Origin of the sequence: Polaromonas sp. CT11-55 (genome assembly GCF_047303325.1) — a bacterium.
Classification (GTDB): Bacteria; Pseudomonadota; Gammaproteobacteria; order Burkholderiales; family Burkholderiaceae_C; genus Polaromonas.
The window spans coordinates 268674-290268 of record NZ_JBKBEX010000004.1; the positions used below are offsets into that span (position 1 = coordinate 268674).

The 21595-nt window shown below is 64.6% G+C and carries 26 protein-coding genes; 17 read left to right on the forward strand and 9 right to left on the reverse strand.

The genetic code is table 11. The features are described 5' to 3' along the window. Nucleotides 1–76 precede the first annotated feature (76 nt). The 15 genes from ACEN8I_RS06580 (at nucleotide 77) to ACEN8I_RS06650 (ending at nucleotide 12968) form a co-directional block, all read left to right on the forward strand. Nucleotides 77–490, forward strand: coding sequence for a gamma-butyrobetaine hydroxylase-like domain-containing protein (locus ACEN8I_RS06580; protein WP_413327520.1), 414 nt, complete (start codon nucleotides 77–79; stop codon nucleotides 488–490). 166 nt (nucleotides 491–656) lie between these two features. Further along, nucleotides 657–1388, forward strand: a complete 732-nt coding sequence (gene ubiE / locus ACEN8I_RS06585) for a bifunctional demethylmenaquinone methyltransferase/2-methoxy-6-polyprenyl-1,4-benzoquinol methylase UbiE (protein WP_007867977.1) — start codon at nucleotides 657–659, stop codon at nucleotides 1386–1388. A gap of 28 nt (nucleotides 1389–1416) precedes the next feature. After that, nucleotides 1417–2421, forward strand: a complete 1005-nt coding sequence (locus ACEN8I_RS06590) for a Tim44 domain-containing protein (RefSeq protein ID WP_413327521.1) — start codon at nucleotides 1417–1419, stop codon at nucleotides 2419–2421. 140 nt (nucleotides 2422–2561) lie between these two features. Then, nucleotides 2562–3170, forward strand: a complete 609-nt coding sequence (locus tag ACEN8I_RS06595) for a hypothetical protein (protein WP_413327522.1) — start codon at nucleotides 2562–2564, stop codon at nucleotides 3168–3170. After that, nucleotides 3167–4726, forward strand: a complete 1560-nt coding sequence (gene ubiB, locus ACEN8I_RS06600) for a ubiquinone biosynthesis regulatory protein kinase UbiB (RefSeq protein ID WP_413327523.1) — start codon at nucleotides 3167–3169, stop codon at nucleotides 4724–4726. Before ACEN8I_RS06595 ends, ubiB begins: the two co-directional genes overlap by 4 nt. A 110-nt stretch (nucleotides 4727–4836) precedes the next feature. Then, nucleotides 4837–5205 (forward strand): FmdB family zinc ribbon protein, encoded by a 369-nt coding sequence (locus tag ACEN8I_RS06605; RefSeq protein ID WP_413327524.1) that lies wholly within the window; start codon nucleotides 4837–4839, stop codon nucleotides 5203–5205. Beyond that, nucleotides 5205–5846, forward strand: coding sequence for a DUF502 domain-containing protein (locus tag ACEN8I_RS06610; protein ID WP_413327525.1), 642 nt, complete (start codon nucleotides 5205–5207; stop codon nucleotides 5844–5846). The genes ACEN8I_RS06605 and ACEN8I_RS06610 overlap by 1 nt, the downstream gene beginning before the upstream one ends. 44 nt (nucleotides 5847–5890) lie before the next feature. After that, nucleotides 5891–7696 (forward strand): aspartate--tRNA ligase, encoded by a 1806-nt coding sequence (gene aspS / locus ACEN8I_RS06615; RefSeq protein ID WP_413327526.1) that lies wholly within the window; start codon nucleotides 5891–5893, stop codon nucleotides 7694–7696. Nucleotides 7697–7732: 36 nt separating this feature from the next. Then, nucleotides 7733–8179: a dihydroneopterin triphosphate diphosphatase gene (gene nudB, locus ACEN8I_RS06620; RefSeq protein WP_413327527.1), complete on the forward strand. Its 447-nt coding sequence runs from the start codon at nucleotides 7733–7735 to the stop codon at nucleotides 8177–8179. A 145-nt stretch (nucleotides 8180–8324) separates the two neighbouring features. After that, nucleotides 8325–9545, forward strand: a complete 1221-nt coding sequence (clsB, locus tag ACEN8I_RS06625) for a cardiolipin synthase ClsB (RefSeq protein ID WP_413327528.1) — start codon at nucleotides 8325–8327, stop codon at nucleotides 9543–9545. 135 nt (nucleotides 9546–9680) lie between these two features. Beyond that, on the forward strand, nucleotides 9681–10403 hold the full coding sequence (folE, locus tag ACEN8I_RS06630) for a GTP cyclohydrolase I (protein WP_036838408.1): 723 nt from the start codon (nucleotides 9681–9683) through the stop codon (nucleotides 10401–10403). 2 nt (nucleotides 10404–10405) lie between these two features. Beyond that, nucleotides 10406–10828, forward strand: a complete 423-nt coding sequence (locus ACEN8I_RS06635; RefSeq protein ID WP_007867959.1) for a BLUF domain-containing protein — start codon at nucleotides 10406–10408, stop codon at nucleotides 10826–10828. A gap of 30 nt (nucleotides 10829–10858) precedes the next feature. After that, entirely contained in the window at nucleotides 10859–11683 is an 825-nt protein-coding gene (locus ACEN8I_RS06640) for a DUF429 domain-containing protein (RefSeq protein ID WP_413327529.1), read from the forward strand. 87 nt (nucleotides 11684–11770) lie between these two features. Further along, a complete protein-coding gene (locus ACEN8I_RS06645) occupies nucleotides 11771–12304 on the forward strand; it encodes a thermonuclease family protein (RefSeq protein WP_413327530.1) in 534 nt (177 codons plus the stop codon). Between the two features lie 157 nt (nucleotides 12305–12461). Further along, nucleotides 12462–12968 (forward strand): BON domain-containing protein, encoded by a 507-nt coding sequence (locus ACEN8I_RS06650; RefSeq protein ID WP_413327531.1) that lies wholly within the window; start codon nucleotides 12462–12464, stop codon nucleotides 12966–12968. Between the two features lie 105 nt (nucleotides 12969–13073). On the opposite strand, the gene ACEN8I_RS06655 is transcribed toward ACEN8I_RS06650, so the two are convergent. From ACEN8I_RS06655 to ACEN8I_RS06685, 7 genes are all read right to left on the reverse strand, one after another. Further along, complete coding sequence (locus ACEN8I_RS06655; protein ID WP_413327532.1) at nucleotides 13074–13388, reverse strand: BON domain-containing protein; 315 nt, start codon at nucleotides 13386–13388, stop codon at nucleotides 13074–13076. A gap of 94 nt (nucleotides 13389–13482) precedes the next feature. Then, the gene (locus tag ACEN8I_RS06660) at nucleotides 13483–14043 is read right to left on the reverse strand and encodes a ferritin-like domain-containing protein (RefSeq protein ID WP_413327533.1); all 561 of its coding nucleotides are present in this window, start codon (nucleotides 14041–14043) and stop codon (nucleotides 13483–13485) included. Continuing rightward, nucleotides 14040–14495, reverse strand: coding sequence for a hypothetical protein (locus ACEN8I_RS06665; RefSeq protein WP_413327534.1), 456 nt, complete (start codon nucleotides 14493–14495; stop codon nucleotides 14040–14042). The genes ACEN8I_RS06660 and ACEN8I_RS06665 overlap by 4 nt, the downstream gene beginning before the upstream one ends. Before the next feature lie 22 nt (nucleotides 14496–14517). Next, nucleotides 14518–14883, reverse strand: a complete 366-nt coding sequence (locus tag ACEN8I_RS06670; RefSeq protein WP_413327535.1) for a hypothetical protein — start codon at nucleotides 14881–14883, stop codon at nucleotides 14518–14520. Between the two features lie 35 nt (nucleotides 14884–14918). Continuing rightward, nucleotides 14919–15305 (reverse strand): hypothetical protein, encoded by a 387-nt coding sequence (locus ACEN8I_RS06675; protein WP_413327536.1) that lies wholly within the window; start codon nucleotides 15303–15305, stop codon nucleotides 14919–14921. Between the two features lie 112 nt (nucleotides 15306–15417). Further along, nucleotides 15418–15582: a DUF1328 domain-containing protein gene (locus tag ACEN8I_RS06680; protein ID WP_007867921.1), complete on the reverse strand. Its 165-nt coding sequence runs from the start codon at nucleotides 15580–15582 to the stop codon at nucleotides 15418–15420. Nucleotides 15583–15766: 184 nt separating this feature from the next. Next, nucleotides 15767–17107, reverse strand: coding sequence for a CHASE3 domain-containing protein (locus tag ACEN8I_RS06685; protein ID WP_413327537.1), 1341 nt, complete (start codon nucleotides 17105–17107; stop codon nucleotides 15767–15769). A gap of 126 nt (nucleotides 17108–17233) precedes the next feature. Here ACEN8I_RS06685 and ACEN8I_RS06690 point away from each other — a divergent pair, with 126 nt between their 5' ends. Then, a complete protein-coding gene (locus ACEN8I_RS06690) occupies nucleotides 17234–17866 on the forward strand; it encodes a response regulator transcription factor (RefSeq protein WP_007867910.1) in 633 nt (210 codons plus the stop codon). Between the two features lie 2 nt (nucleotides 17867–17868). On the opposite strand, the gene ACEN8I_RS06695 is transcribed toward ACEN8I_RS06690, so the two are convergent. After that, on the reverse strand, nucleotides 17869–18249 hold the full coding sequence (locus ACEN8I_RS06695; RefSeq protein WP_413327538.1) for a response regulator: 381 nt from the start codon (nucleotides 18247–18249) through the stop codon (nucleotides 17869–17871). 461 nt (nucleotides 18250–18710) lie between these two features. On the opposite strand from ACEN8I_RS06695, the gene ACEN8I_RS06700 reads away from it, so the two are divergent. Continuing rightward, entirely contained in the window at nucleotides 18711–20726 is a 2016-nt protein-coding gene (locus ACEN8I_RS06700; RefSeq protein WP_413327539.1) for an AsmA family protein, read from the forward strand. Between the two features lie 4 nt (nucleotides 20727–20730). Here ACEN8I_RS06700 and ACEN8I_RS06705 read toward each other — a convergent pair whose 3' ends face one another. Then, nucleotides 20731–21486, reverse strand: coding sequence for a HesA/MoeB/ThiF family protein (locus ACEN8I_RS06705; RefSeq protein WP_413327540.1), 756 nt, complete (start codon nucleotides 21484–21486; stop codon nucleotides 20731–20733). Between the last annotated feature and the right edge of the window lie 109 nt (nucleotides 21487–21595).

Sequence of the window (21595 nt, forward strand, 5' to 3'; positions counted from 1 at the left end):
CGGATGTCAACAGAGATATTGCCAAAACCATGACGGCCGGCCTGTCCGGCCCGTCCTTTTCAGAAAGCAGTTCCCCATGGCAGGCCTTCAACCCGGCTCCCCGACGCCCACGGCGCTGACGGTTCACAGCCAGTCGCGCGTGCTTGAAATCGCGTTTTCCGACGGCGCCGAGTTCCGGATTCCGTTTGAACTCATGCGCATCTACTCACCGTCCGCCGAGGTGCAGGGCCACGGCCCCGGCCAGGAAATCCTGCAGACCGGTAAGCGCGAGGTGACGGTGGTCGAGCTCGAGCCCATAGGCAACTACGCGGTCAAGCCGGTGTTTTCGGACGGCCACGAGAGCGGGATTTTTTCCTGGGACTACCTCTACCACCTGGGCGCCGAGCAAAACCGCCTCTGGGACGACTACCAGCGGCGCCTGCAGGCCGCCGGTGTGGACCGCGACGCGCCCATGTCCCAGGCTGGCGGGCACGGCTGCGCCAGCCACTGATGGCGCGAGCCGCGCGAGTCCCTTTGCCGCGCTGTGCCGGGCGATCAAAGCCCGCATCGCAGCACTGTTGTTTTTCCAGCATAAAAGCCTGCAATAAGCCCGCAATGTCCCGCGTCAGCCCAGGGTTGTCGCAGCTATTCCCCGCTTTGCCCCCTAGCATTCACCTATGAGCAGCACCCATTTCGGTTTCGAATCCGTCGACGAGCAGGACAAGGCGCGCCGCGTGCGCGGCGTCTTCGATTCCGTGGCGCCCAAGTACGACGTGATGAACGACCTGATGTCCATGGGCCTGCATCGCGCCTGGAAGGCCTACACCGTGCTGGTGGCCAACGTCAAGGAGGGCTACCAGGTGCTGGACATCGCCGGCGGCACGGGCGACCTGGCGCTGGCCTTTGCCCCCAAGGTGGGCAGCACCGGGCGTGTGGTGCACACCGACATCAACGAGGCCATGCTGCGCGAAGGCCGCAACCGGCTGCTGGACGCCGGCGTGAACCTGCCGACGCTGGTCTGCGATGCCGAGCACCTGCCTTTTCCCGATGCGAGTTTCGACGTGGTGACCGTGGCCTTCGGCCTGCGCAACATGACGCACAAGGAAGACGCGCTGCGCGAGATGAACCGCGTGCTCAAGCCCGGCGGCAAGCTGCTGGTGCTCGAATTCTCCAAAGTGGCCAGGCCGCTGGAAAAGATTTATGACTGGTACTCCTTCAAGGTCCTGCCCCGGCTGGGCAAGCTGGTGGCCAACGACGACTCAAGCTACCAGTACCTCGCCGAGTCCATCCGCATGCACCCGGGCCAGGAAGAACTCAAAGCCCTGATGCGTAAAGGTGGTTTCGGCCATGTGGACTATCACAACATGACGGGCGGCGTAGTGGCATTGCATGTTGGAATCAAGTGCTGAAGTGTTGAAGTGTGATTAAGGAGACGATATGAAGATCTGGTCCGCAATTCTTTCCACCGTGCTGGTCACGGCCATGGCCCTGGCAGGCACGTCGGCCGAGGCCAAGCGCCTGGGTGGGGGCAAGTCCTTCGGCAAGCAGTCGTCCAATGTCACGCAACGCGAGGCGGCGCCCGCCGGCGCCGGTTCCGCCACCAATTCCGCCGCCAAGCCGGCCACCCCCGCCGCAGCGCCCGCGCAGGCGCCAAAGCGCCCCTGGGGCGCGATGCTGGGCGGCCTGGCCGCCGGCCTGGGCCTGGCCTGGCTGGCTTCCTCGCTGGGCCTGGGCGGCGCCTTCGGCCAGATCATGCTGTTCGCCCTGCTGGCGCTGGTGGTCATGCTGGTGATTGGCTTTGTCATGCGCAGGCTCAAGGGCGGGGCGGCCAATGCGCCCGGCGCGGCGTCCGGCCAGGCGCCTTTCGCCTTCCAGGGCGCGGGCAATGCCACCACCCCCAAGAACTACAGCCCCGAAAACGTCGGCAACGATGCGTCCGCGCGCCCCTGGGAGCGCAGCAGCATGGCTTTCGACGCCAACAAATACGACGCGGCCGCGCCTGCCGCGGGCGGCTCCATGATCGGCTCTGCCCTGCTGGGTTCGCAGTCCTGGGGCGTTCCGGCCGGCTTTGATGCCGAAGGCTTCCTCAAGGCCAGCAAAGCCAACTTCGTGACACTACAGGATGCCTGGGACCGCTCCGACATCCAGAGCCTGCGCGCCATGATGACCGACGACATGCTCGAGCAGATCAAGACCCAGCTCGCCGACCGCGAATCGCACACCGGCGGCCAGGTCAACAAGACCGAGGTCGTGATGCTGGACGCCCAACTGCTGGGCATAGAGGAACTGAGCGACGTCTACATGGCCAGCGTGGAGTTCTCCGGCATGATCCGCGAAGACGCCTCCGCCGGCGCCAGCCCCTTCCGCGAAGTCTGGAATATGACCAAACCCCGCAACGGCGGCAGCGGCTGGCTGGTCGCCGGGGTGCAAGCGCTCCAGTAATCGGTTGGAAGGCGCGGCTTCCCATTCAAGCAGGGGCCGCGGAACCGGCTTTGCCGGGCCGCAGGCGCAGCGGCCCCCTCGGGGGGAAGGAAGCGACACGAAGTGCGCGACCGTGGGGGCCATGTCAGAATCGGGGACGTATGAATACCACCACGTCCCCTTTTTCATTTCTGGAATCCATCGCCACCCGCTTTCAGCCTCCCGCCTGGGTGGTCGATGAGGGGCAGCAGCGGCTGGTGCTGTTCCTGAACCATGTGCTGATGCAGGAAAAGCAGGCGCAGGACCGCCTGTTGCGGCAAAAGGGGCGCGTGGTGCACCTGCGCTGGGGGCTGTTTTCGATCGACCTGGTGGTCACGCCCGCGGGCCTGGTGGACCGGGCGGCGCCCGGCGCTAAATCAGATCTCACACTGGCCGTCGCCACCGAGTCGCCCCTCACCGTCGTGCAATCGGTCCTGGCCGGCAAGCCGCCGCCGGTCAAGATCGAAGGCGACGTGCAGCTCGCGGCCGAACTCGGCTGGCTGGCCGAAAACCTGCGCTGGGATGCCGAGGAAGACTTGTCGCGCCTGATCGGCGACGCACCCGCCCACGCGGTGGCCGACGCCGGGCGCCGGCTGTTTGAAGGACTCAAGCAGTTCCTCGCCAGGACACCGCTGGCTCCGACTCCGGCTTCGTCCGGCGTCGCCACGCAGGCGGCGCCCGCAAGCCCCGTGGCGGGTGAGGGAGCACCGACCGCCAAGGCGTCTGCATGACCCGGCTTTTCCGCGGGGTCTTCATCGTCTGGACCGTGCTGCGGTTCGGGCTGGACGAACTGGTGCTCTCCAGTTTCCAGCGCCCGGGGGTGCGCCTGCTGACGCGCATTGTTTCCGTTGGTCGCAACCTGAAGGCGCCGCGCGGCGAGCGCCTGCGCGAAGCCCTCGAAAGCCTGGGCCCCATCTTTGTCAAATTCGGCCAGGTGATGTCCACCCGCCGCGACCTGCTGCCGCCCGATATCGCCGACGAGCTGGCCCGCCTGCAGGACAGGGTGCCGCCGTTTGACTCCGCCGTGGCGGTGGCCATCATCGAAAAAGCCTTCGGCCGGCCGCTGGACCGCATCTTTGCGAGCTTCGAGCAAACGCCGGTTGCCAGCGCCTCCATCGCCCAGGTGCACTTCGCCACCCTGCCGAACGGGCGCGAGGTGGCCGTCAAGGTGCTCAGGCCCAACATGCTGCCCGCCATCGAGAAAGACCTGGCACTGATGCACATGATGGCCGGCTGGGTGGAGGGCGCTTCGGCCGACGGCAAGCGCCTCAAGCCCCGCGAGGTGGTCGCCGAGTTCGACAAATACCTGCACGACGAGCTGGACCTGCTGCGCGAAGCGGCCAATGCGGCCCAGCTGCGCCGCAACATGCAGGACCTGGACCTGGTCATGATTCCCGAGATGGTCTGGGACTTCTGCATGCCCGACGTGATGGTGATGGAGCGCATGAAGGGCGTTCCCATCAGCCAGGTGCAGCGCCTGCTGGATGCCGGCGTGGACATGAAAAAACTGGCGCGCGACGGTGTCACCATTTTCTTCACCCAGGTCTTTCGCGACGGTTTTTTCCATGCCGACATGCACCCGGGCAACATCCAGGTGAGCCTGGCGCCGGAAACCTTCGGCCGTTACATCTCGCTGGACTTCGGCATCGTGGGCACGCTGACTGAGGTCGACAAGGAATACCTGGCGCAGAACTTCAGCGCCTTCTTCCAGCGCGACTACAAGCGGGTGGCCGAGCTGCACCTCGAATCCGGCTGGGTGCCTCCCGAAACCCGGGTTGACGAGCTGGAAGCCGCCATACGCGCCTGCTGCGAACCCTATTTCGACCGGCCGTTGCGGGAAATCTCGCTGGGGCTGGTGCTGATGCGGCTGTTTCAGACATCGCGGCGCTTTCACGTGGAAATCCAGCCCCAGCTGGTGCTGCTGCAAAAAACCTTGCTCAACATCGAAGGCCTGGGGCGGGAACTGGACCCCGACCTGGACCTCTGGAGTACCGCCAAGCCCTTCCTCGAGAAGTGGATGCTGGAGCAGGTGGGGCCCGAAAAACTGCTGGCGCAGCTCAAGGCCGAGGCGCCGGCCTATGCCAAGCTGCTGCCGGGCCTTCCGCGCCTCTTGTCGCAGTACCTCAAATCTTCGCCCGGCCTGCAGCGGCGGGAGATTGAGGAGCTGTTGCTCGAACAAAAACGCACCAACAAGCTGTTGCAAAACGTGATTTACGGCGGCCTGGGCTTTGTTTTGGCGTTGGTGGCCATGCAGCTGGTGCAGGTGCTGCGGTTCCGCTGGTTCTGAGCTTGACGGGCCCCCAACGGCCTATAATTGAGAGCTTTGCACCCGGGATGCCTTTCCCGGGCAAATTCCCCGGGTATTCCTGGGAATACCCCCTCAAAGCCTTAAGCACTATGCCAATCTACGCCTATAAATGCGAGTCCTGCGGGCATGCCAAGGACGTTCTGCAAAAAATCTCCGATGCGCCGCTCACCGTGTGCCCGCAATGCGGCGCGCCCGCGTTCAAAAAGCAGGTCACGGCCGCGGGTTTCCAGCTCAAGGGTTCGGGCTGGTATGTGACGGATTTTCGCGGCGGCAACAGCACTGGCGTGGCCGCGCCCAAGACTGAGGGCGGCGAAGCCGGCACGGCCAACGGCAAGAGCGCGGACAGCAAGCCGGCCGACTCCAGCCCCGCCGCGCCGGCAAGCACCGCGGCAGCTCCCGCTCCGGCCGCACCCGCCAAGGCTTCGGCCGGCGATTCTTCTTCCAAGTCTTCTTCGTGATGGCATCCATTCGCCGATGGCTTCTGGCCGGACTCCTGGTGCTGGTGCCTCTGGCGATCACGCTGTGGGTGCTCGACTGGATCGTCGGCACGCTGGACCAGACGCTCTTGATCCTGCCGGGCGCCTGGCACCCCGACAAGCTGCTAGGTTTTCACATCCCCGGCTTCGGCGTGCTGCTCATGCTGCTGATCGTGCTGCTGATGGGCGCCTTCGCCAGCAATTTTTTCGGCAAGAAGCTGGTGCGCTGGGGCAATTCCTTCCTGAGCCGCATCCCCATCGTCCGCTCCATCTATTCCAGCGTGAAGCAGGTCTCCGACACGGTGTTCTCGGAAAACGGCAACGCATTTCGCAAGGCCCTGCTGGTGCAGTGGCCGCGTGAAGGTGTCTGGACCATAGGCTTTCTCACCGGAACGCCGGGCGGCGACGTGGTCAACCACCTGCAGGGCGACTACCTCAGCGTTTACGTCCCGACCACGCCCAACCCCACAGGCGGCTACTTTGTGATGCTGAAAAAACGCGACTGCATCGAGCTCAAGATGAGCGTCGATGAAGCCCTGACCTACGTGATTTCCATGGGTGTCGTGGTGCCCTCAAAACCTGCGCCGCTGCCCGCGACCCTGCCCCTGACCCCTCCCCTTTAAACGGCGACAACCGCCCCAAAAGCGCTGAAAGTTCGAGTATTTTTATGGCCATCGTTTCCCAAATGCGTTCCAACTATTGCGGTCTGGTGACCGAGAGCCTCATGGGCCAGACCGTGAGCCTGTGCGGCTGGGTCAATCGCAGGCGCGACCACGGCGGCGTCATCTTCATCGACCTGCGCGACCGCGAGGGTTATGTGCAAGTGGTTTGCGACCCGGACCGCGCCGACATGTTCAAGACCGCCGAAGGCGTGCGCAACGAGTTCTGCGTTCAGGTCAAGGGCGTGGTGCGGGCTCGCCCCGAGGGCACGACCAACGAGAACCTCAAGAGCGGCAAGATCGAGGTGCTGTGCCACGAGCTGATCGTGCTGAACCCCAGCGTGACGCCGCCCTTCCAGCTCGACGACGACAACCTGTCGGAGACGACGCGCCTCACGCACCGCGTGCTGGACCTGCGCCGCCCTTACATGCAGAACAACCTGATGCTGCGCTACCGCGTGGCCATGGAAACGCGCAAGTTCCTCGACGCCAACGGCTTCATCGACATTGAAACGCCGATGCTGACCAAGAGCACGCCCGAAGGCGCGCGCGACTACCTGGTGCCCAGCCGCGTCAACGAAGGCATGTTCTTCGCACTGCCGCAAAGCCCGCAGCTGTTCAAGCAGCTGCTCATGGTGTCCGGCTTCGACCGCTACTACCAGATCACCAAGTGCTTCCGCGACGAAGACCTGCGCGCTGACCGACAGCCCGAATTCACGCAGATCGATATTGAAACCTCCTTCATGGGCGAGCAGGACATCCGCGACCTGTTCCAGGGCATGATCAGCAGCATCTTCAAGACCGTGCTGAACACCGACCTGGGCGAGTTCCCCGTCATGGCCTATGCCGACGCCATGCACCGCTTCGGCTCCGACAAACCCGACCTGCGCGTGAACCTCGAATTCACCGAGCTGACCGACGTCATGGCCGACGTGGACTTCAAGGTCTTCAGCGCGCCGGCCACGACGGCGGGCGGCCGCGTGGTGGCCCTGCGCGTGCCCGGCGGCTCCGAGATGAGCCGCGGCGAGATCGACGGCTACACCGAGTTCGTCAAGATCTACGGCGCCAAGGGCCTGGCCTGGATCAAGGTCAACGACGCCGGCAAGGGCCGCGAAGGCCTGCAAAGCCCCATCGTCAAGAACATCCACGATGCCGCCATTGCCGAGATCCTCAAGCGCACGGGCGCGCGGAGCGGCGACATCATTTTCTTTGGCGCCGACAAGGCCAAGATCGTCAACGACAGCATAGGCGCGCTGCGCCTGAAGATCGGCCACAGCGACTTCGGCAAAAAGACCGGCCTGTTCACCAAGGGCTGGAAGCCGTTGTGGGTGGTGGATTTCCCGATGTTCGAGTTCGACGAGGACGGCCAGCGCTGGAGCGCCGTGCACCATCCCTTCACCGCGCCCAAGGACGGCCATGAGGACTGGATGGACACCGACCCGGGCCGCTGCATCGCCAAGGCCTACGACATGGTGCTCAACGGCTGGGAACTGGGCGGCGGCTCGGTCCGTATCCACCGCGCCGAGGTGCAGAGCAAGGTGTTCAGCGCGCTGAAAATCGGCCCTGAAGAAGCCCAGCAGAAGTTCGGCTTCCTGCTCGACGCGCTGCAGTACGGCGCGCCGCCGCACGGTGGCCTGGCCTTCGGCCTGGACCGCATCGTCACCATGATGACGGGCGCCGAGTCGATCCGCGACGTGATCGCCTTCCCGAAAACCCAGCGTGCGCAGGACTTGCTCACGCATGCGCCCAGCCCGGTGGACGAAAAGCAGCTGCGCGAGCTGCACATCCGCCTGCGCAACCCCCAGCCAGTCTAAAACGGCGCTGCACCGCCAGCCCGGAAAGGGGATGCCTTGAAGCCGTTCAAGATCCCCGAGTCCGTGCTGGTCGTCATCCACACGCCGCAGCGCGCTGTGCTGCTGATAGAGCGCGCCGACAATCCCGGCTTCTGGCAAAGCGTGACTGGCTCCAAAGACAGGGTGGACGAGCCGCTGCTGGAGACCGCCATGCGCGAGGTGCTTGAGGAGACGGGCATCGCTGCCGCGCCGGCGCAATTCCGCGACTGGGGCCTCGCCAACGTCTACGAGATTTACCCGGTCTGGCGCCATCGCTACGCGCCCGGCGTGACCCGCAATACCGAGCACGTCTTCAGCCTGTGCCTGCCCGAGGCCTGCGATGTCAGGCTCAACCCGAAAGAGCACACCGCCTGGCAATGGCTGCCGCTCCACGCCGCGGCCGACCTGTGCTTTTCGCCCTCGAATGCCGAGGCGGTGTTGCTGCTGCCGCAATTCATGGCCTGAGCCATAAGAGCCGCAAGGGCCGCGCGCAGGCGCAACACTTTGTGAGTTGGCGTTTCACGGGATTGGCAAACACCGGCCGCTCGGTTTAAATGGGACGGACCCCACGCCCATCTCTCCATTCGCACAGGGACGAACGCCACCGCCCATGCTGTATCCCCTCCACAAGACCGGCGAGCTGCAACTGCTCCAGGGCGGGCGGGACTTTTTCCCCGCCTTGGTCCAGGCGCTGGACGCGGCGCATAGCTGGGTCCAGCTGGAGTCTTATATTTTCGATTTTCATGGCGCCGGGGCGCAGGTGGCCGAGGCGCTGGTGCGCGCCGCCGGCCGCGGCGTGACGGTGCAGGTGCTGGTGGACGGTATAGGCACCAGTCCGCTGCCGGCCGAATGGCGCGAAAAATTCGCACAGGCCAAGGTCGACTGGTGTGTGTACTCCCCCCTGGGTACGGGCCTGAGCGGCCTGGGCCTGCTGGTGCCTGAGCGCTGGCGCCGCTTGCACCGCAAGCTGTGTGTCATCGACCAGCAGACGGTGTTTTGCGGCGGCATCAATGTGCTCGACGATTTTTACGACCCCAACCACGGCGAGCTCCAGGCGGCTCGCCTCGATTTCGCGGTGGCCGCCACCGGGCCGCTGGCGCTGGAGGCCGCCGATGCCATGGCGCTGCTGTGGTGGCGCGTGCAGGCGGGTTACAGCGCGCGGCAGCGGCACATGAATGCGGCATGGGAGAAGTTCAAGGCGGCGGGTTACGGCGGGCGCACCGGTATCACGCCGCCCGCCGCGGGCAACGGCGCCGGCCCCAGGGCGGCGCTGATACTGCGCGACAACCTGCGCAACCGCAGCAGCATAGAGCGCGCCTACCGCAAGGCCATAGGCAAGGCGCACCGCGAGATCATCATCGCCAACGCCTACTTCCTGCCCGGACGCAAGCTGCGGCGCGCCCTGATAGGCGCGGCGCGCCGCGGCGTGCGCGTCACCTTGCTGCTGCAAGGCCGCTACGAGTACTTCATGCAGTACCACGCGGCCCGGCCCGTCTATGGGGTCCTGCTGGCAGCGGGCGTGGAAATCCATGAATACGAGGCCGGCTTTCTGCACGCCAAGGTGGCCGTGGTGGACGGGCACTGGGCCACCGTGGGTTCGTCCAACCTGGATCCCTTGAGCTTGCTGCTGGCCCGTGAAGCCAATGTGGTGGTCGAGGACAAGGCCTTTGCCGAAGGCCTGGCGGGCATTCTGCGCGATGCCATGGTCAAGCATGGGCGGCGCATGGACCCGGCGGCCCACAGCCACCGCCCCCTGGGCCAGCGCCTGCGGGGCTGGGGGGCGTACGCGCTGGTGCGGTTGGCGCTGCTGGTGGCGGGCCAGCGCTATTGATTTCCCGAAACTGCAGTGTCCGTCAATTCGCTCCTAAATTCATAGCTGAATGTGCCCATATGGATGGGCCAAAAGGCCAAAGACCCCGCCAAATTCCGGACAAGACGGCAGGGGGGCGGGCTGGTAATATCTGGCATGCTTATGAAATCCGACACGCCCCCCCAGGACGCGACCGGCGAGGGTACGCCCGTTTCCGTCAAGATCCGCGAACGGCTGGCCCTGGCGCGCAAGCGTTTTCACGCCAATGACAACATTGCCCAGTTCATCCAGCCCGGAGAACTCGAAAAACTGCTGGACGAAGTCGAGGGCAAGATGCAGGGCGTGCTCGACAGCCTGGTGATAGACACTGCCGGCGACCACAATACCAACAACACCGCGCGCCGTGTGGCCAAGATGTACCTCAACGAGGTGTTCAAGGGACGTTACGTGGCCTCGCCCACCATCACCGAGTTCCCCAACGCCGAGCACCTCAATGAGCTCATGATCGTCGGACCCATCACGGTGCGCAGCGCCTGCTCCCACCACTTCTGCCCGGTCATCGGCAAGATCTGGATAGGCGTGCTGCCCAACGAGCACACCAATGTGATCGGCCTGTCCAAATACGCGCGCCTTGCCGAATGGGTCATGGGCCGCCCGCAGATCCAGGAAGAGGCAGTAGTGCAGCTCGCCGACCTCATCATGGAAAAAACCCAACCCGACGGTCTGGCCATCGTGATGGAAGCCAGCCACTACTGCATGGCCTGGCGCGGCGTGAAAGACATGGACAGCAAGATGATCAACTCGGTGATGCGCGGCGTGTTCCTGAAGGACTCGACCCTGCGCCGCGAATTCCTCGCACTGATTCCGCAAAAAGGCTAACCATGCTCGTACGTTTACTTTACGCAAGCCGCGCGGTCGACACCAGTCCCGAAGCCATCGAGGGCATCCTGTCGCAGTCGCGCCAGCACAACCCGGCCACCGGCATCACCGGCATCCTCTGCTACGGCGGCGGCATCTTCCTGCAGGCCATCGAAGGCGGGCGCATGGCGGTCAGCGACCTGTTCGGCCACATCCAGCAGGACGCCCGCCACAAGGACGTGGTGCTGCTGCACTTCGAGGAAATCTCCGAGCGGCGCTTCGGCGGCTGGACCATGGGGCAGGTCAACCTCTCCAAGCTCAACCATTCCATCTTGCTGAAGTATTCCGAGAAGGCCGAGCTTGACCCCTATTCCGTCTCCGGCAAGGTGTCCTACGCGCTGCTCGAAGACCTGATGGCCACCGCCTCCATCTGCGGGCGCGTTTGAGCCTGGCGGCGTCGGCGTGAGGGGGCGTGCATGGCGCCGGTGACCGAATTGCTGCTGGGCTGCGATTTTTCCAGCAGCCCCAGCCGCCGCAAACCCATTGTGATGGCCACCGGCTCCATGGCCGGCGGCCGCGTGCTGCTCGCGGGCCTGGAGCGCATCGAATCGCTGGACGGTTTTGAGCAATGGCTGCGCCGCGAACCCGCCTGGCTGGGCGCTTTTGATTTCCCCTTCGGCCTGCCGCGCGAGCTGGTCGAGCAGCTCGGCTGGCCCGGCCATTGGCCGGACCTGATGCTGCACTACGCGGCCCTGAGCCGGCCCGACATCCGCAGCGCTTTTGCCGCCTTCTGCGACGCCCGCCCCGCCGGCCGGAAATTTGCCCACCGCGCCGCCGACGGGCCGGCCGGCTCCAGCCCCTCGATGAAGTGGGTCAACCCGCCGGTGGCCTATATGCTGCATGCGGGTGTGCCGCGGCTGCTGGCGGCTGGCGTGCACCTGCCCGGCCTGCACGACGGCGATATTCGTCGCGTCGCACTCGAGGGCTACCCCGGCCTGCTCGCGCGCGAGTTGCTCGGCAGCCGCTCGTATAAAAGCGACGACAAGGCCAAACAGACGCCGGAACGGCTGATCGCGCGCAAGGACCTGATCACCGCGCTGGAAACCGGGCAAACCCGGCTGGGGCTGAGACTCAAGGTCAGCCATGCCCAGCGCGATTCGCTGGCCGATGACGCCAGCGGCGACAGCCTGGACGCCGCGCTGTGCCTGATGCAGGCAGCCTGGGCGCAGCGGCAGGGCGCGCCGCGCTACGGTTTGCCGCTGGAGATGGATCCGCTGGAAGGCTGGATTGTCACCGCCTGACATCCGCGTGAAAGAGAATGGCCGGCCTGTCTGTTTGTCCAGTATATTCAGGGTCTTTTTTCCGCGCGTCATGCGCCTCTTCGGACCATGTCTTTCCTCCCCCGCGTACTCGCGATGGCCGCGCTGCTGGGCGCGTGGCTTCCCGCCCAGGCATCTTCACCGGCCAAACACTCAGCCAAACTCCCGGCAACCGCCTGGTCCGGCATGGTGACCTATGTGGTCGACGGTGACACGCTGAAGGTGCGTCCGCCCGGCGGTGGCAAGCCCGTGAGCGTTCGCATCAGCGGCATAGACGCGCCTGAAATTTGCCAGGCCGGCGGCACGGCCTCCCGCGACGCACTGATGCGCAAGCTGCTGGGCCAGCGCGTGGCTGTTCACGGACGGTTGCATGACGACTATGGCCGCCTGCTGGCGAAGATCAGCTTCAAAGGCGAGGACACGGGACGCTGGATGGTGGCGCAGGGCCTGGCCTGGTCTTACCGCAACCGGGCCAACGCCGGCCCCTATGCCGCGCAGCAGCGGCATGCCCAGGCCGCGGGGCTGGGGATTTTTTCAGCCTCGCAGGGCGCGCCCGCGGTGTACCCCGCGCAATTTCGCAAACGGCACGGCAGTTGCCACTAGCTACCGGCGCTGCCCCTTGTCCTACGGCTGTTTCAGCCGGGGCCGATGTGCGGCGGCGCACCATCTGGCTAGAGTGAGTGTGCGCGAACGCCGCTTCGCCATTCCCTTGCGCCCGGCCGGCCAGGCCGGGCCCGCACATTCCCACCAAGGAGCCATCATGATTCCAAGCCTTCCCAATCCTTCGCATACAGGCTTTGCCCTCCGTCCGCTGGCCGTCCTGGTCGCGGCATCCCTGATGCTGGCCCTGTCGGCCTGCAGCAAACAGGACGAGGGCAAAACCGCCGGCCAGCAACTCGATTCAGCCATTGCGAAAACCGAAGAGGCCGCCGCCAGGGCCAAAGCAAAGGCCGAAAGCGAAATGGCCAGTGCCGGCGCCGCGGTGAAAAGCGCGACCCAAAGCGCCGAGTCTTCCGGCAAGGACATGGCCGCCAAGGCCGGTGAAAAAATCGACGACCTCACGATCACCACCACCGTCACCGCGGGCTTCGCGAAAGACCCCGATCTGAGCGTGCTCAAGATCAATGTGGACACCCGCGACGGCGCCGTGACTCTCAAGGGTTCCGCGCCCACGGCGGCTGCCCGCGACAAGGCCGCCGATCAGGCCAAGGCGGTCAAGGGCGTCAAATCGGTGGATAACAAACTTGAGGTGAAAGCCGCAGGCTGATCCTTGGGCTGCGGGCCCGGCCCGGAACGTGAAAAAGGCAGGCCACGGAAAATTCCATGCCTGCCTTTTTTCCAGCCACTTTCCGGTGGCATGGGGTCTAACCGTTTACGGGCGAATGACGATATCGTTGCGAACGGCTTTGACGTTCTTCACGTTGCGGGCGATGTTTTCTGCCTGGGCTTTTTCCGCGGCGGATTTGGCGAAGCCGGACAGCTGGACGGTGCCGTTGAGCGTTTCCACCTTGATGGAGGATGCCGCCACGGTTTTGTCCTCGACGAATTTCGCCTTCACGGAGGTCGTGATGGCGGCGTCGTCGACATAGGCGCCGGCAGTTTCCTGGCCACGCCCGACAGCGCAGCCGCTGCCAATGATGGTGATGCCTGCCAGGGCGGCGAATGCAATTGCGCGAGCGTATTTCATACTGTTTCCTCTTGTGTTGATGTCATGGTTTTGGTGCAGGGTTGAAAAAGCCTGCCTGTGGACGGCACCACGCCCACAGGCCAGCGGTCATCGTTTATTTTTCGAGCCAGTCCTTGAGCTCGTCGGCGTGCTCTTCCTCGTCGGCAAGAACGTCCTCGAGCATGCGCCGCGTTGTGGGATCCTTGTCGCCGATCAGCGCGATCATCTGGCGGTAGGTCTCCACCGCGATGCGCTCGGCGACCAGGTTGACGCGCACCATGGTCTTGAGGTCGTTGGATTCGTCGTAATCGGCGTGGCTGCGCTGCCGCAGCGTGTCGGGCGAAAAATCGGGCTCACCGCCCAGTTGCACGATGCGCCGGGCGATGCGGTCCGCGTGCCCGGATTCCTCATTCGCATGCACCAGGAATTCATCCGCGATGGCGGGTGAGGACAGGCCGCTGGCCATGAAATAGTGGCGCTTGTAGCGCAGCACACAGACCAGCTCCGTCGCGAGCGCGTCGTTGAGCAGCTTCACGATCGCGTCGCGGTGCGGCCCGTAGGCCGGTGTGATGGCGCCGTCGGCCAGGCTCCTGCGAGCCGCATCCAGGCCGGTTTCGTCAAGCACCAGTTCGCCTGAAGCCGCGGTGGGGCGTTGGGAAATGACGGAGGTGTTCATGGTGTTCTCTGTGTCTGTTCGTTGTTTTGCGCGGGGCGGGAAAGCATGGACAGCAGCGCGCCGGAGATCTCCGACGATTTGAGCGTGGCCAGCAGCACGCTGCCCAGGGATACCAGCCGCCAGGGCTTGAAGGCCACTGCCGCGGCGCCCGCCACGGCGGCGATGCCCAGCAGCTGCAGCGGCTTTTCCCTGGCGTACTGGCCGAGCACAGGCCGCGCCAGGCTGAGCGCGGCGCTCACGGGGTGGTGCTGCCACCAGGCGCCCAGCGCGTGTTTGATGAAGCCCCAGCTCCCGCCCTCGTCATACGGCGGGCCTTCTTCACCATGCCGCGCGGACTGTGCCGGCTCGTCATGGGACAGCTTGTCGCGGCTCATGTGCCTGACGATGGCCTTGCGGCTGCTGGCCAGCCTTTCCTGCGGCGTGGGCTGGGTGAGTTGAGTGAGGGATGTCATGGCGCGGTCTTGGTGACGCTGTTCAGGCGGCCATGCGCAGGGCACGGGCGTCACTGTCGATCTGTGCCTTCAGTTCGGGAAAGCGCTCCGTGGCGAAGGGCTTGCGCGCCCGCATCATGGCAATGGCAAGAATGGCCAGCGCAATACCCGGCACGACCACCAGCGCCCAGTGGAACTGGTTATGCAGCATCCCCAGCATCACGGCCGTTCCCGCCAGGCCCAGAAACACGGCGGCCGCCACGACGGCCACGGCCCAGGCCACGGCGCGCGCCAGCAATTCGGAGCCGGCCTCGGAAGCTTCTTCCTGGAACAGTGCCGCATAGGCCGACAGGTGGTCCACGACCAGGTCGGGTCGTTGCACGATGGTGGAGAAGAGGGGATGAAGCATGGCGGGTTGGTCTTGATGGCCGGTGTCGCGGTGGCTCAGTAGCGGTTCTGTTGGCGCTGGTGGCGTGCCGAGGAAATCAGCAGCGCGACGCCCGCGCCCACCGCCGCGGCGATCAGCACGGAACGCAGGGGCTGGTCGGCGACATAGCGCGAGGTCGCACCCGCGGCGTTGGACAGCGAGCGCTGCGCGCGTTCCTTGGCTTCGGCGGCGATGTCCAGGCTCTGGCGCGCCAGGTGCTGGGCCTTGGAGGCCAGCATGTCGACCAGGGGATCGACGCTGCCGCGCAGGTCACGCACCTTGTTTTCGGCCTTGTCGAGGGCCTCGTTGGCATAGCTGCGTGTGTTGCCCACTGCTTTCTCGGCGGTCTGCAGCAGTTCGTCGGAGGCTTGGCGTGCGGTGTTGGCGGCGGTCTGGGGGTTCATGGCGGTCCTTGGTGGGTTGAGAGGAGAGATTGAAAAGAAGAAGGGAAAACAAAAGCCGGGTCACCGGGTGACGCGGCTCATGCGGGGGGCCCTGGGGCGAAATGCGGGACCGTCAGTTCTTGCGCAAAAGGCTGATGACAAAACTCACGACGGCCATCACGGCAAAAATGAAGAACAGGATCTTGGCGATCTCGACGGCGCCGGCCGCGATGCCGCCGAAGCCGAACACAGCGGCGATCAGCGCGATCACGAGGAAAACGACGGAATAGTGCAACATCTGAGGCTCCTTGCTCCGGGGGTGGATGGCCGTTGCTTCGATTGAAGCGGCCTTGAGCCAAGCTTAGTCAGCGTCCTGCGATGGCCTCATCGGCTGCGGACGTGTGCCCGTGTCAGTTCGAATGGCCACGCCCTGTAGGAGGGGGCCGACATTTTGTTACGCGCCTGCCAGGCGCAGGCGCGTGTCAGCGCGTCTTCGGCAGCACCGCGGAAATCCGTGTGCCTTCGCCTTCGGCGCTCGTGACGGTGAGGCGGCCGCCCGCGGCTTCCACGCGATGCCGCATGCCGGCCAGCCCGTGGCTTCCCGCGCCCACGCTACCGACCTTGAAGCCCTTGCCGTTGTCCTTGACCTCCACGGTGATGTAGCTGTCGAAGTTATGCAGGCTGATCTCGGCCTGCCTGGCTTCCGCGTATTTGCCGATGTTGGTCAGCGACTCCTGCACCAGGCGGTAGACGGTCAGTTGCGCGGAGCCGCCGAGTTCGACGGGCTCCAGGTCGGTGGTGATGGTCAGGCCCGAGCGTTCCTCGAACTCGCGTCCCAGGATTTCCAGCGAGGCCACCAGGCCCAGGTGCGACAGCGAGGACGGGCGCAAGTCTTCCACGATGCGCCGCTTGAGCGCGATGCCGCTGTTGAGCGTGTTGGTCAGGTGCGTGAGCCTCTCCACCGCTTCCGGCATGCTGCCCGCCAGACGCGACTTCAAACGCGCCACGTCGAGCTTGGCCGCGGTCAGCAGCGCGCCCAGCTCGTCATGCAGTTCGCGCGCCAGGTGGCCGCGCTCGTCCTCGCGCACATTCTGCAGATGGGTGGCCAGCTCGGCCAGGTTGGCGGTGCGCTCACGCACCTGCACCTCGAGGAAATCGCGCTCGCGCTGCAGCGACTCCTGCTCTCGCCGGCCGGAAGCCAGCAAGGCCTTGGTCTGCAACAGGTACATGTAGAAAGCCAGCAAACCCGCCAGCGCCACGGTGGCCACCCCGATGCGCGACAGCTGCAGCGAGCGCCTGATCTGCTCCTGCCCCTGCTCCATTTTGCTGACGCTGCTGGCCGCCAGCCTGGCGGACTGCTCGCGGATGGCCTCCATGTGTTCCTTGCCGACGTCCGTGGTCAGCACGAATTTCCAGGCGTCTTCATTGCCCTCCTTGCGCATGCGAACGCTCAGGTCCATTTCGGCCAGCTTGCGGGAAACGTGCCGCGACATCTGGCCGAACTCTGCGAGCTGTTCCCGGTAGGGCGTGAACAGCTGGCGCAGCGTGTCCAGGTTGTGGTCGATGTCGGCCAGCGCGGCGTTGTAGGGCTCCAGGTAGCGCGCGTCCCCCGTCAGCAGGTAGCCCCGCTGGCCGGTTTCCGCGTCCAGCATGTGCTGCAGCAGCTTGTTGATGGCGCCGCGGGTCTGCTGCGCCTCTTCAATGCTGGCCGCCGCTTCGGTAGACTTGCGGAAACTCGCCTCATTGATGAAGATGAGGAAGGCGGCGGCCAGCACCGCCAAAGGCAGGCTGATGGCCATTCTGGGTATCGCAAATGCTTTCACGGCAAACTCCGTTTGGTACTTCGGTGAAGAATTCGTCAATAATGGGTGCTGAAAATTAAAGCAGGCGCCAGTTCAAGGCTCTTTTCACGGCGTTGCCGGCTTGCAGCTTTATAGGAAGACAGCGACATGATCAAAATCGGAATTGTGGACGACCACGCCATTGTGCGTTCGGGGCTCAAGCAGTTTTTCTCGGACCAGGTCGACTTGCGCGTCGTCGGTGAGGCCGGCAGCGGCCGCGAGGCCATTGACCTGGTTCGCAATGTCGAACTCGACATTCTTGTCATGGACTTGTCCATGCCGGGCCAAAGCGGCATTGACGCGCTGGCCATGATCCGCGCGAAGGCGCCCGATGTAGGTATTCTCATCCTGAGCGGCTATCCCGAGGAGCACTATGCGGTCAACCTGATCCGCCAGGGCGCCAGCGGCTACCTCAACAAGGAATGCGATCCTTCCGAGATTGTCGACGCGATCCGCGTGATTTCGCTTGGCAAACGCTACATTACCCCGGCGGTGGCGGAGTTGCTGGCGCAGCAGCTGAACCGGCCCAACGACGTCGCCTCGCACGAGCAGCTGTCCGAGCGGGAGTTCCAGGTGTTCCTCAAACTGGCCAAGGGCGAAACGGCGGGCGACATCGCCAAGGCGTTGTCGCTGAGCGTGAAAACGGTGAGCACCTACCGCACCCGCGTGATGGAGAAGATGAGCCTTTCCTCGAACAGCGACTTGACCTACTACGCCCTTAAGAACAAGCTGATCGATTGAATTCAATCGGCGGCGGCGCTCTGCTGGATGCAATAGTCCACCAGGGCGTCGATCTCGTTGGATTTGTCGAATACCGCGTCGACACCGAGCTGCGTGCAGCGCTGGCGGATGTCGGCGGTGGCATAGTTGCTCAGGACCACGACTTTTTGCCGCGAAGGGCGGTCCCTGCAGGCGGCCAGCACGCCCAGCCCGCTTCCCTGTTTGAGAAACAGGTCAACAATCGCCAGGTCCCAGTCCTCGCTGTTTTCCGCAAGCCAGGCCTTGCCTTCGTTTTCGGTTTCTGCGCTTCCCACGGCATCAATGCGTGCCAATTCCTCCAGCGTCCCGATCAGATTTTCGCGAATGGTGGGGTTGTCTTCTACGATGTACGTTTTCAGTCTCACTGCTCAGGTCCAGGTAGGAGGCCGCGTGGCTTTCGAAGTATTACGAAAGTCCCAAAAAAGCGAATGTCTCTTGTTTCCTAATGTATCTTTTTCCCAAGGCCCATTCTGCCAGCGGCCAAGGCCAGCACCTGTAGGAGGCCGCCTACGCCTGCATTGCGTGTGCGCCCCAGCCACACTACGCGGGCTGTAGGCACATGCCCACAGCGTGTCATGGTGCCTGCCGACTGCCCCATGCCGTGATCCGGCCGATAGTGGTATGCAGGGCTAAACGGAGCCCCGCGCTCTTGCAGGCGCAGGCATAAGTTCAGACATAACACCACAACGCAGGGAGACAAACGCATGCCAGCCAGTGCTTCCAGCGTATTCCCGGCCACTGCGGTATTCCCGGCCACTGCGGTATTCCCGGCCACTGCGCGGCAAGCCTCATGCCTTGCGCTTCCTCGACGCAGGCCTGATCTTCCATGTCACCCATGAACACCCCACAGTCCGCGCCCGTACTTTGGCGAAGATGGCTTGCCGGTATAGGCGCCGTGCTGCTTACCCTGGTGCTGGTACTGGTGTTTTTCCCCTGGGATATGCTGCGCGGCCCCATCAATCGCCATGTCTCGGACCAACTGGGCCGGCGCTTTGAAATCACCCGGCATCTGTCGGTGCACCTGGGGCGCACCGTCACGGTCAGGGCTGACGGTGTGGAGTTTGCCAATCCCGAGTGGGCCAGCAAGCCTTATCTCGTCAAGGCGGAGGCGGCCGAATTCGACATCAGGCTGCTGCCGCTGCTGCTGGGCAAGGTCGTGTTGCCGCGCATCGCGCTGACGGCACCGGAGATAGGGCTGCAGATCGAGCCCGATGGACGCAGGACCTGGGCGCTGGCGCGCGACACCTCCGATGAGGGTGCCATTCCGCGCATCGATGCCTTGCTGATCGACGGCGGCAGCGTGGACTACCAGGCGGCGGCACAGGGCGCCAATATCCATGTGGATTTTTCGCTCGCCCAGGAAAGCACCGGCCAGTTGCCTCTGAGTTACAAGGCGACAGGCAAATGGAAAAATGAAGCCTTCAGCGCCAATGGACGCACCGGCGGCGTGCTGCAGCTGAGCAAGGATCTTGAAGCGCCTTTTCCCATCGAGGTGAATGCGATGGCCGGCAGGACCAGCCTGAAAGCCAAAGGCAGCATCGCCAATCTCGCGGACCTTGCGGGGGTGGATGCCAGTTTTGACCTGCAGGGCCGCAACCTCGAAGAACTCTACAAGCTGCTGGGCGTTGTGCTGCCTTCCACACCGCCTTACAAGCTGCGCGGCAAGCTTTCCAGGCACGGCAAGGTCTGGGCTGCCAGCCAGATCCAGGGCGTCCTGGGCAGCTCGGACCTCAGCGGCGCGCTCAGTTTCGACCAGTCCGCGCCGGTGCCCTTGCTGAGCGGCAAGGTGCAGTCAAAGCTGCTGGACTTCGCCGATCTGGCGCCGGTGATTGGCTTGCCCGCGCCGGCCGGCCCCACGCCCGTGAAAGCGGCGGCCGTCAAGACCGGGGATGAACTCGCCCCGGCCAAAAAAAGCGCGGCGAGTTCCGCATCGCGCAAGGTACTGCCCGTTGCGACGCTGGACGTGACCCGCCTCAAGGCCATGAATGCCGACGTGGTGTACTCCGCCGCCGACATCCGGCACGTGGAAGTGCTGCCGCTGGACAAAGGCAGCGTCCACGTCAAGCTGAACGGCGGCGTGCTGCAGCTGGAGCCCATATCGCTGGGCATCGCGGGCGGCACGGTGGCCGGCAGCATACGCATCGATGCCAATCTTGTGCCGGCCGGCTTCAGCACGCGGCTGGACCTGCGCGCCGTGCAGCTGAACCAGCTCTTTCCGAAGATCGAGACCACCAAAAGCAGCCTGGGCAAGATCAGCGGCCAGTTCGACCTCAAGGGGCGCGGCAACTCGCTGGCGCAAATGCTGGGCACTTCTTCGGGCGACGTGGCCGTCCTGATGGGCAAAGGCGAGATCAGCAACATCCTGCTCGAATTCATGGGCCTGGACGGCGGCGAGATCATCAAGTTCCTGGTGCGCGGCGACCGCAACGTGCAGCTGCGCTGCGCTGCTGCCGCCTTTGAGGTCAAACAGGGGCTGATGAGCAGCAAGACCATTGTGCTGGACACTTCCGACACGGTGATCAACGGACACGGCAACATCAGCCTGGCCGATGAAACCCTGGATCTGGTCCTGGAGCCGGCACCCAAGGACCGCAGCATCCTGAGCTTGCGGTCGCCCCTGAAAGTCAGTGGCACTTTCGCGGCCCCGTCGGCAGGTCCCGATAAGGGCGCGCTGGCCGGGCGGGCTGGCATCGCGATCGCGCTGGGTGTGATCAATCCTTTGCTGGCCCTGGCCGCCACCATAGAAACCGGGCCGGGCCAGGATGAAAACTGCGCGGCAATCCTGAAACAGGCCGCCGCATCCAGCGCCGGCTCGCGCATTCCGGCGGCCGCCGTCAAATAAAAGGTCAGTGGTGAATGCCGCCGCAGACCGCGCAAGCGGTATTGCGCGCCAGTTTCATCTCGCTCCACTCCATGCGCCTGCCGTCCAGCATCAACAGGCGCCCGGTGAGCGCCTCGCCCACGCCGCACACCAGCTTCAGGGCTTCGGCCGCCTGCGTGCTGCCGATGATGCCGACCAGCGGCGCGAACACGCCCATGGTGGCGCACAGGGCCTCTTCCATCAGTTCCGATTCGGGGAACACGCAGGCATAGCAGGGTGACTGCGCATTGCCCGCGTCGAACACCGAGACCTGGCCGTCAAAGCGGATCGCCGCGCCCGAGACCAGCGGCTTGCGGTATTTCACGCAGGCACGGTTGATCGCGTGGCGGGTCGCGAAGTTGTCGGTGCAGTCGAGCACCAGGTCGGCCTTGGCCACCAGTTCGTCGAGCAGCGCGCCCTCGGCCCGCCGCGTGACGGGCGTGACCGTCACGTCGGGGTTGATCGCCGCGATGGCCTGCCGGGCGGATTCGGCCTTGAATTCGCCGATGCGGCCCAGGGTGTGGGCGACCTGCCGCTGCAGGTTGGTGGCCTCGACGCGGTCATGGTCGGCGATGGTGATGTGGCCGACGCCGGCGCTGCCCAGGTAGAGCGCGACCGGTGAGCCCAGGCCTCCGGCCCCGACGATCAGCACATGCGCTTTCAGGAGCTTGTCCTGGCCTTCGATGCCGATGTCATCAAGCAGGATATGCCGGGAATAGCGAAGCAGCTGGTCGTCGTTCATTGAAAAAAGCGTCGCCGCAGGGAGAGGGCGGCCTTGGTGGAACAGGGACGCGAGAAGCCAGCCGGGGAGACCGGAAAAGGCCGGTAATCCCGGCGCTATCCCGTCACGG

Coding starts and splice junctions, on each gene's coding strand:
- ACEN8I_RS06680 (WP_007867921.1), bottom strand. CDS start 15,582: ATGTTGCACTATTCCGTCGTTTTCCTCGTGATCGCGCTGATCGCCGCT.
- ACEN8I_RS06580 (WP_413327520.1), top strand. CDS start 77: ATGGCAGGCCTTCAACCCGGCTCCCCGACGCCCACGGCGCTGACGGTT.
- ACEN8I_RS06675 (WP_413327536.1), bottom strand. CDS start 15,305: ATGAACCCCCAGACCGCCGCCAACACCGCACGCCAAGCCTCCGACGAA.
- ubiE (WP_007867977.1), top strand. CDS start 657: ATGAGCAGCACCCATTTCGGTTTCGAATCCGTCGACGAGCAGGACAAG.
- ACEN8I_RS06655 (WP_413327532.1), bottom strand. CDS start 13,388: ATGAAATACGCTCGCGCAATTGCATTCGCCGCCCTGGCAGGCATCACC.
- ACEN8I_RS06700 (WP_413327539.1), top strand. CDS start 18,711: ATGTCACCCATGAACACCCCACAGTCCGCGCCCGTACTTTGGCGAAGA.
- ACEN8I_RS06670 (WP_413327535.1), bottom strand. CDS start 14,883: ATGCTTCATCCCCTCTTCTCCACCATCGTGCAACGACCCGACCTGGTC.
- clsB (WP_413327528.1), top strand. CDS start 8,325: ATGCTGTATCCCCTCCACAAGACCGGCGAGCTGCAACTGCTCCAGGGC.
- ACEN8I_RS06595 (WP_413327522.1), top strand. CDS start 2,562: ATGAATACCACCACGTCCCCTTTTTCATTTCTGGAATCCATCGCCACC.
- ubiB (WP_413327523.1), top strand. CDS start 3,167: ATGACCCGGCTTTTCCGCGGGGTCTTCATCGTCTGGACCGTGCTGCGG.
- ACEN8I_RS06705 (WP_413327540.1), bottom strand. CDS start 21,486: ATGAACGACGACCAGCTGCTTCGCTATTCCCGGCATATCCTGCTTGAT.
- ACEN8I_RS06665 (WP_413327534.1), bottom strand. CDS start 14,495: ATGACATCCCTCACTCAACTCACCCAGCCCACGCCGCAGGAAAGGCTG.
- ACEN8I_RS06610 (WP_413327525.1), top strand. CDS start 5,205: ATGGCATCCATTCGCCGATGGCTTCTGGCCGGACTCCTGGTGCTGGTG.
- ACEN8I_RS06635 (WP_007867959.1), top strand. CDS start 10,406: ATGCTCGTACGTTTACTTTACGCAAGCCGCGCGGTCGACACCAGTCCC.
- ACEN8I_RS06645 (WP_413327530.1), top strand. CDS start 11,771: ATGTCTTTCCTCCCCCGCGTACTCGCGATGGCCGCGCTGCTGGGCGCG.
- ACEN8I_RS06590 (WP_413327521.1), top strand. CDS start 1,417: ATGAAGATCTGGTCCGCAATTCTTTCCACCGTGCTGGTCACGGCCATG.
- ACEN8I_RS06690 (WP_007867910.1), top strand. CDS start 17,234: ATGATCAAAATCGGAATTGTGGACGACCACGCCATTGTGCGTTCGGGG.
- ACEN8I_RS06650 (WP_413327531.1), top strand. CDS start 12,462: ATGATTCCAAGCCTTCCCAATCCTTCGCATACAGGCTTTGCCCTCCGT.
- folE (WP_036838408.1), top strand. CDS start 9,681: ATGCTTATGAAATCCGACACGCCCCCCCAGGACGCGACCGGCGAGGGT.
- ACEN8I_RS06640 (WP_413327529.1), top strand. CDS start 10,859: ATGGCGCCGGTGACCGAATTGCTGCTGGGCTGCGATTTTTCCAGCAGC.
- ACEN8I_RS06660 (WP_413327533.1), bottom strand. CDS start 14,043: ATGAACACCTCCGTCATTTCCCAACGCCCCACCGCGGCTTCAGGCGAA.
- ACEN8I_RS06605 (WP_413327524.1), top strand. CDS start 4,837: ATGCCAATCTACGCCTATAAATGCGAGTCCTGCGGGCATGCCAAGGAC.
- aspS (WP_413327526.1), top strand. CDS start 5,891: ATGGCCATCGTTTCCCAAATGCGTTCCAACTATTGCGGTCTGGTGACC.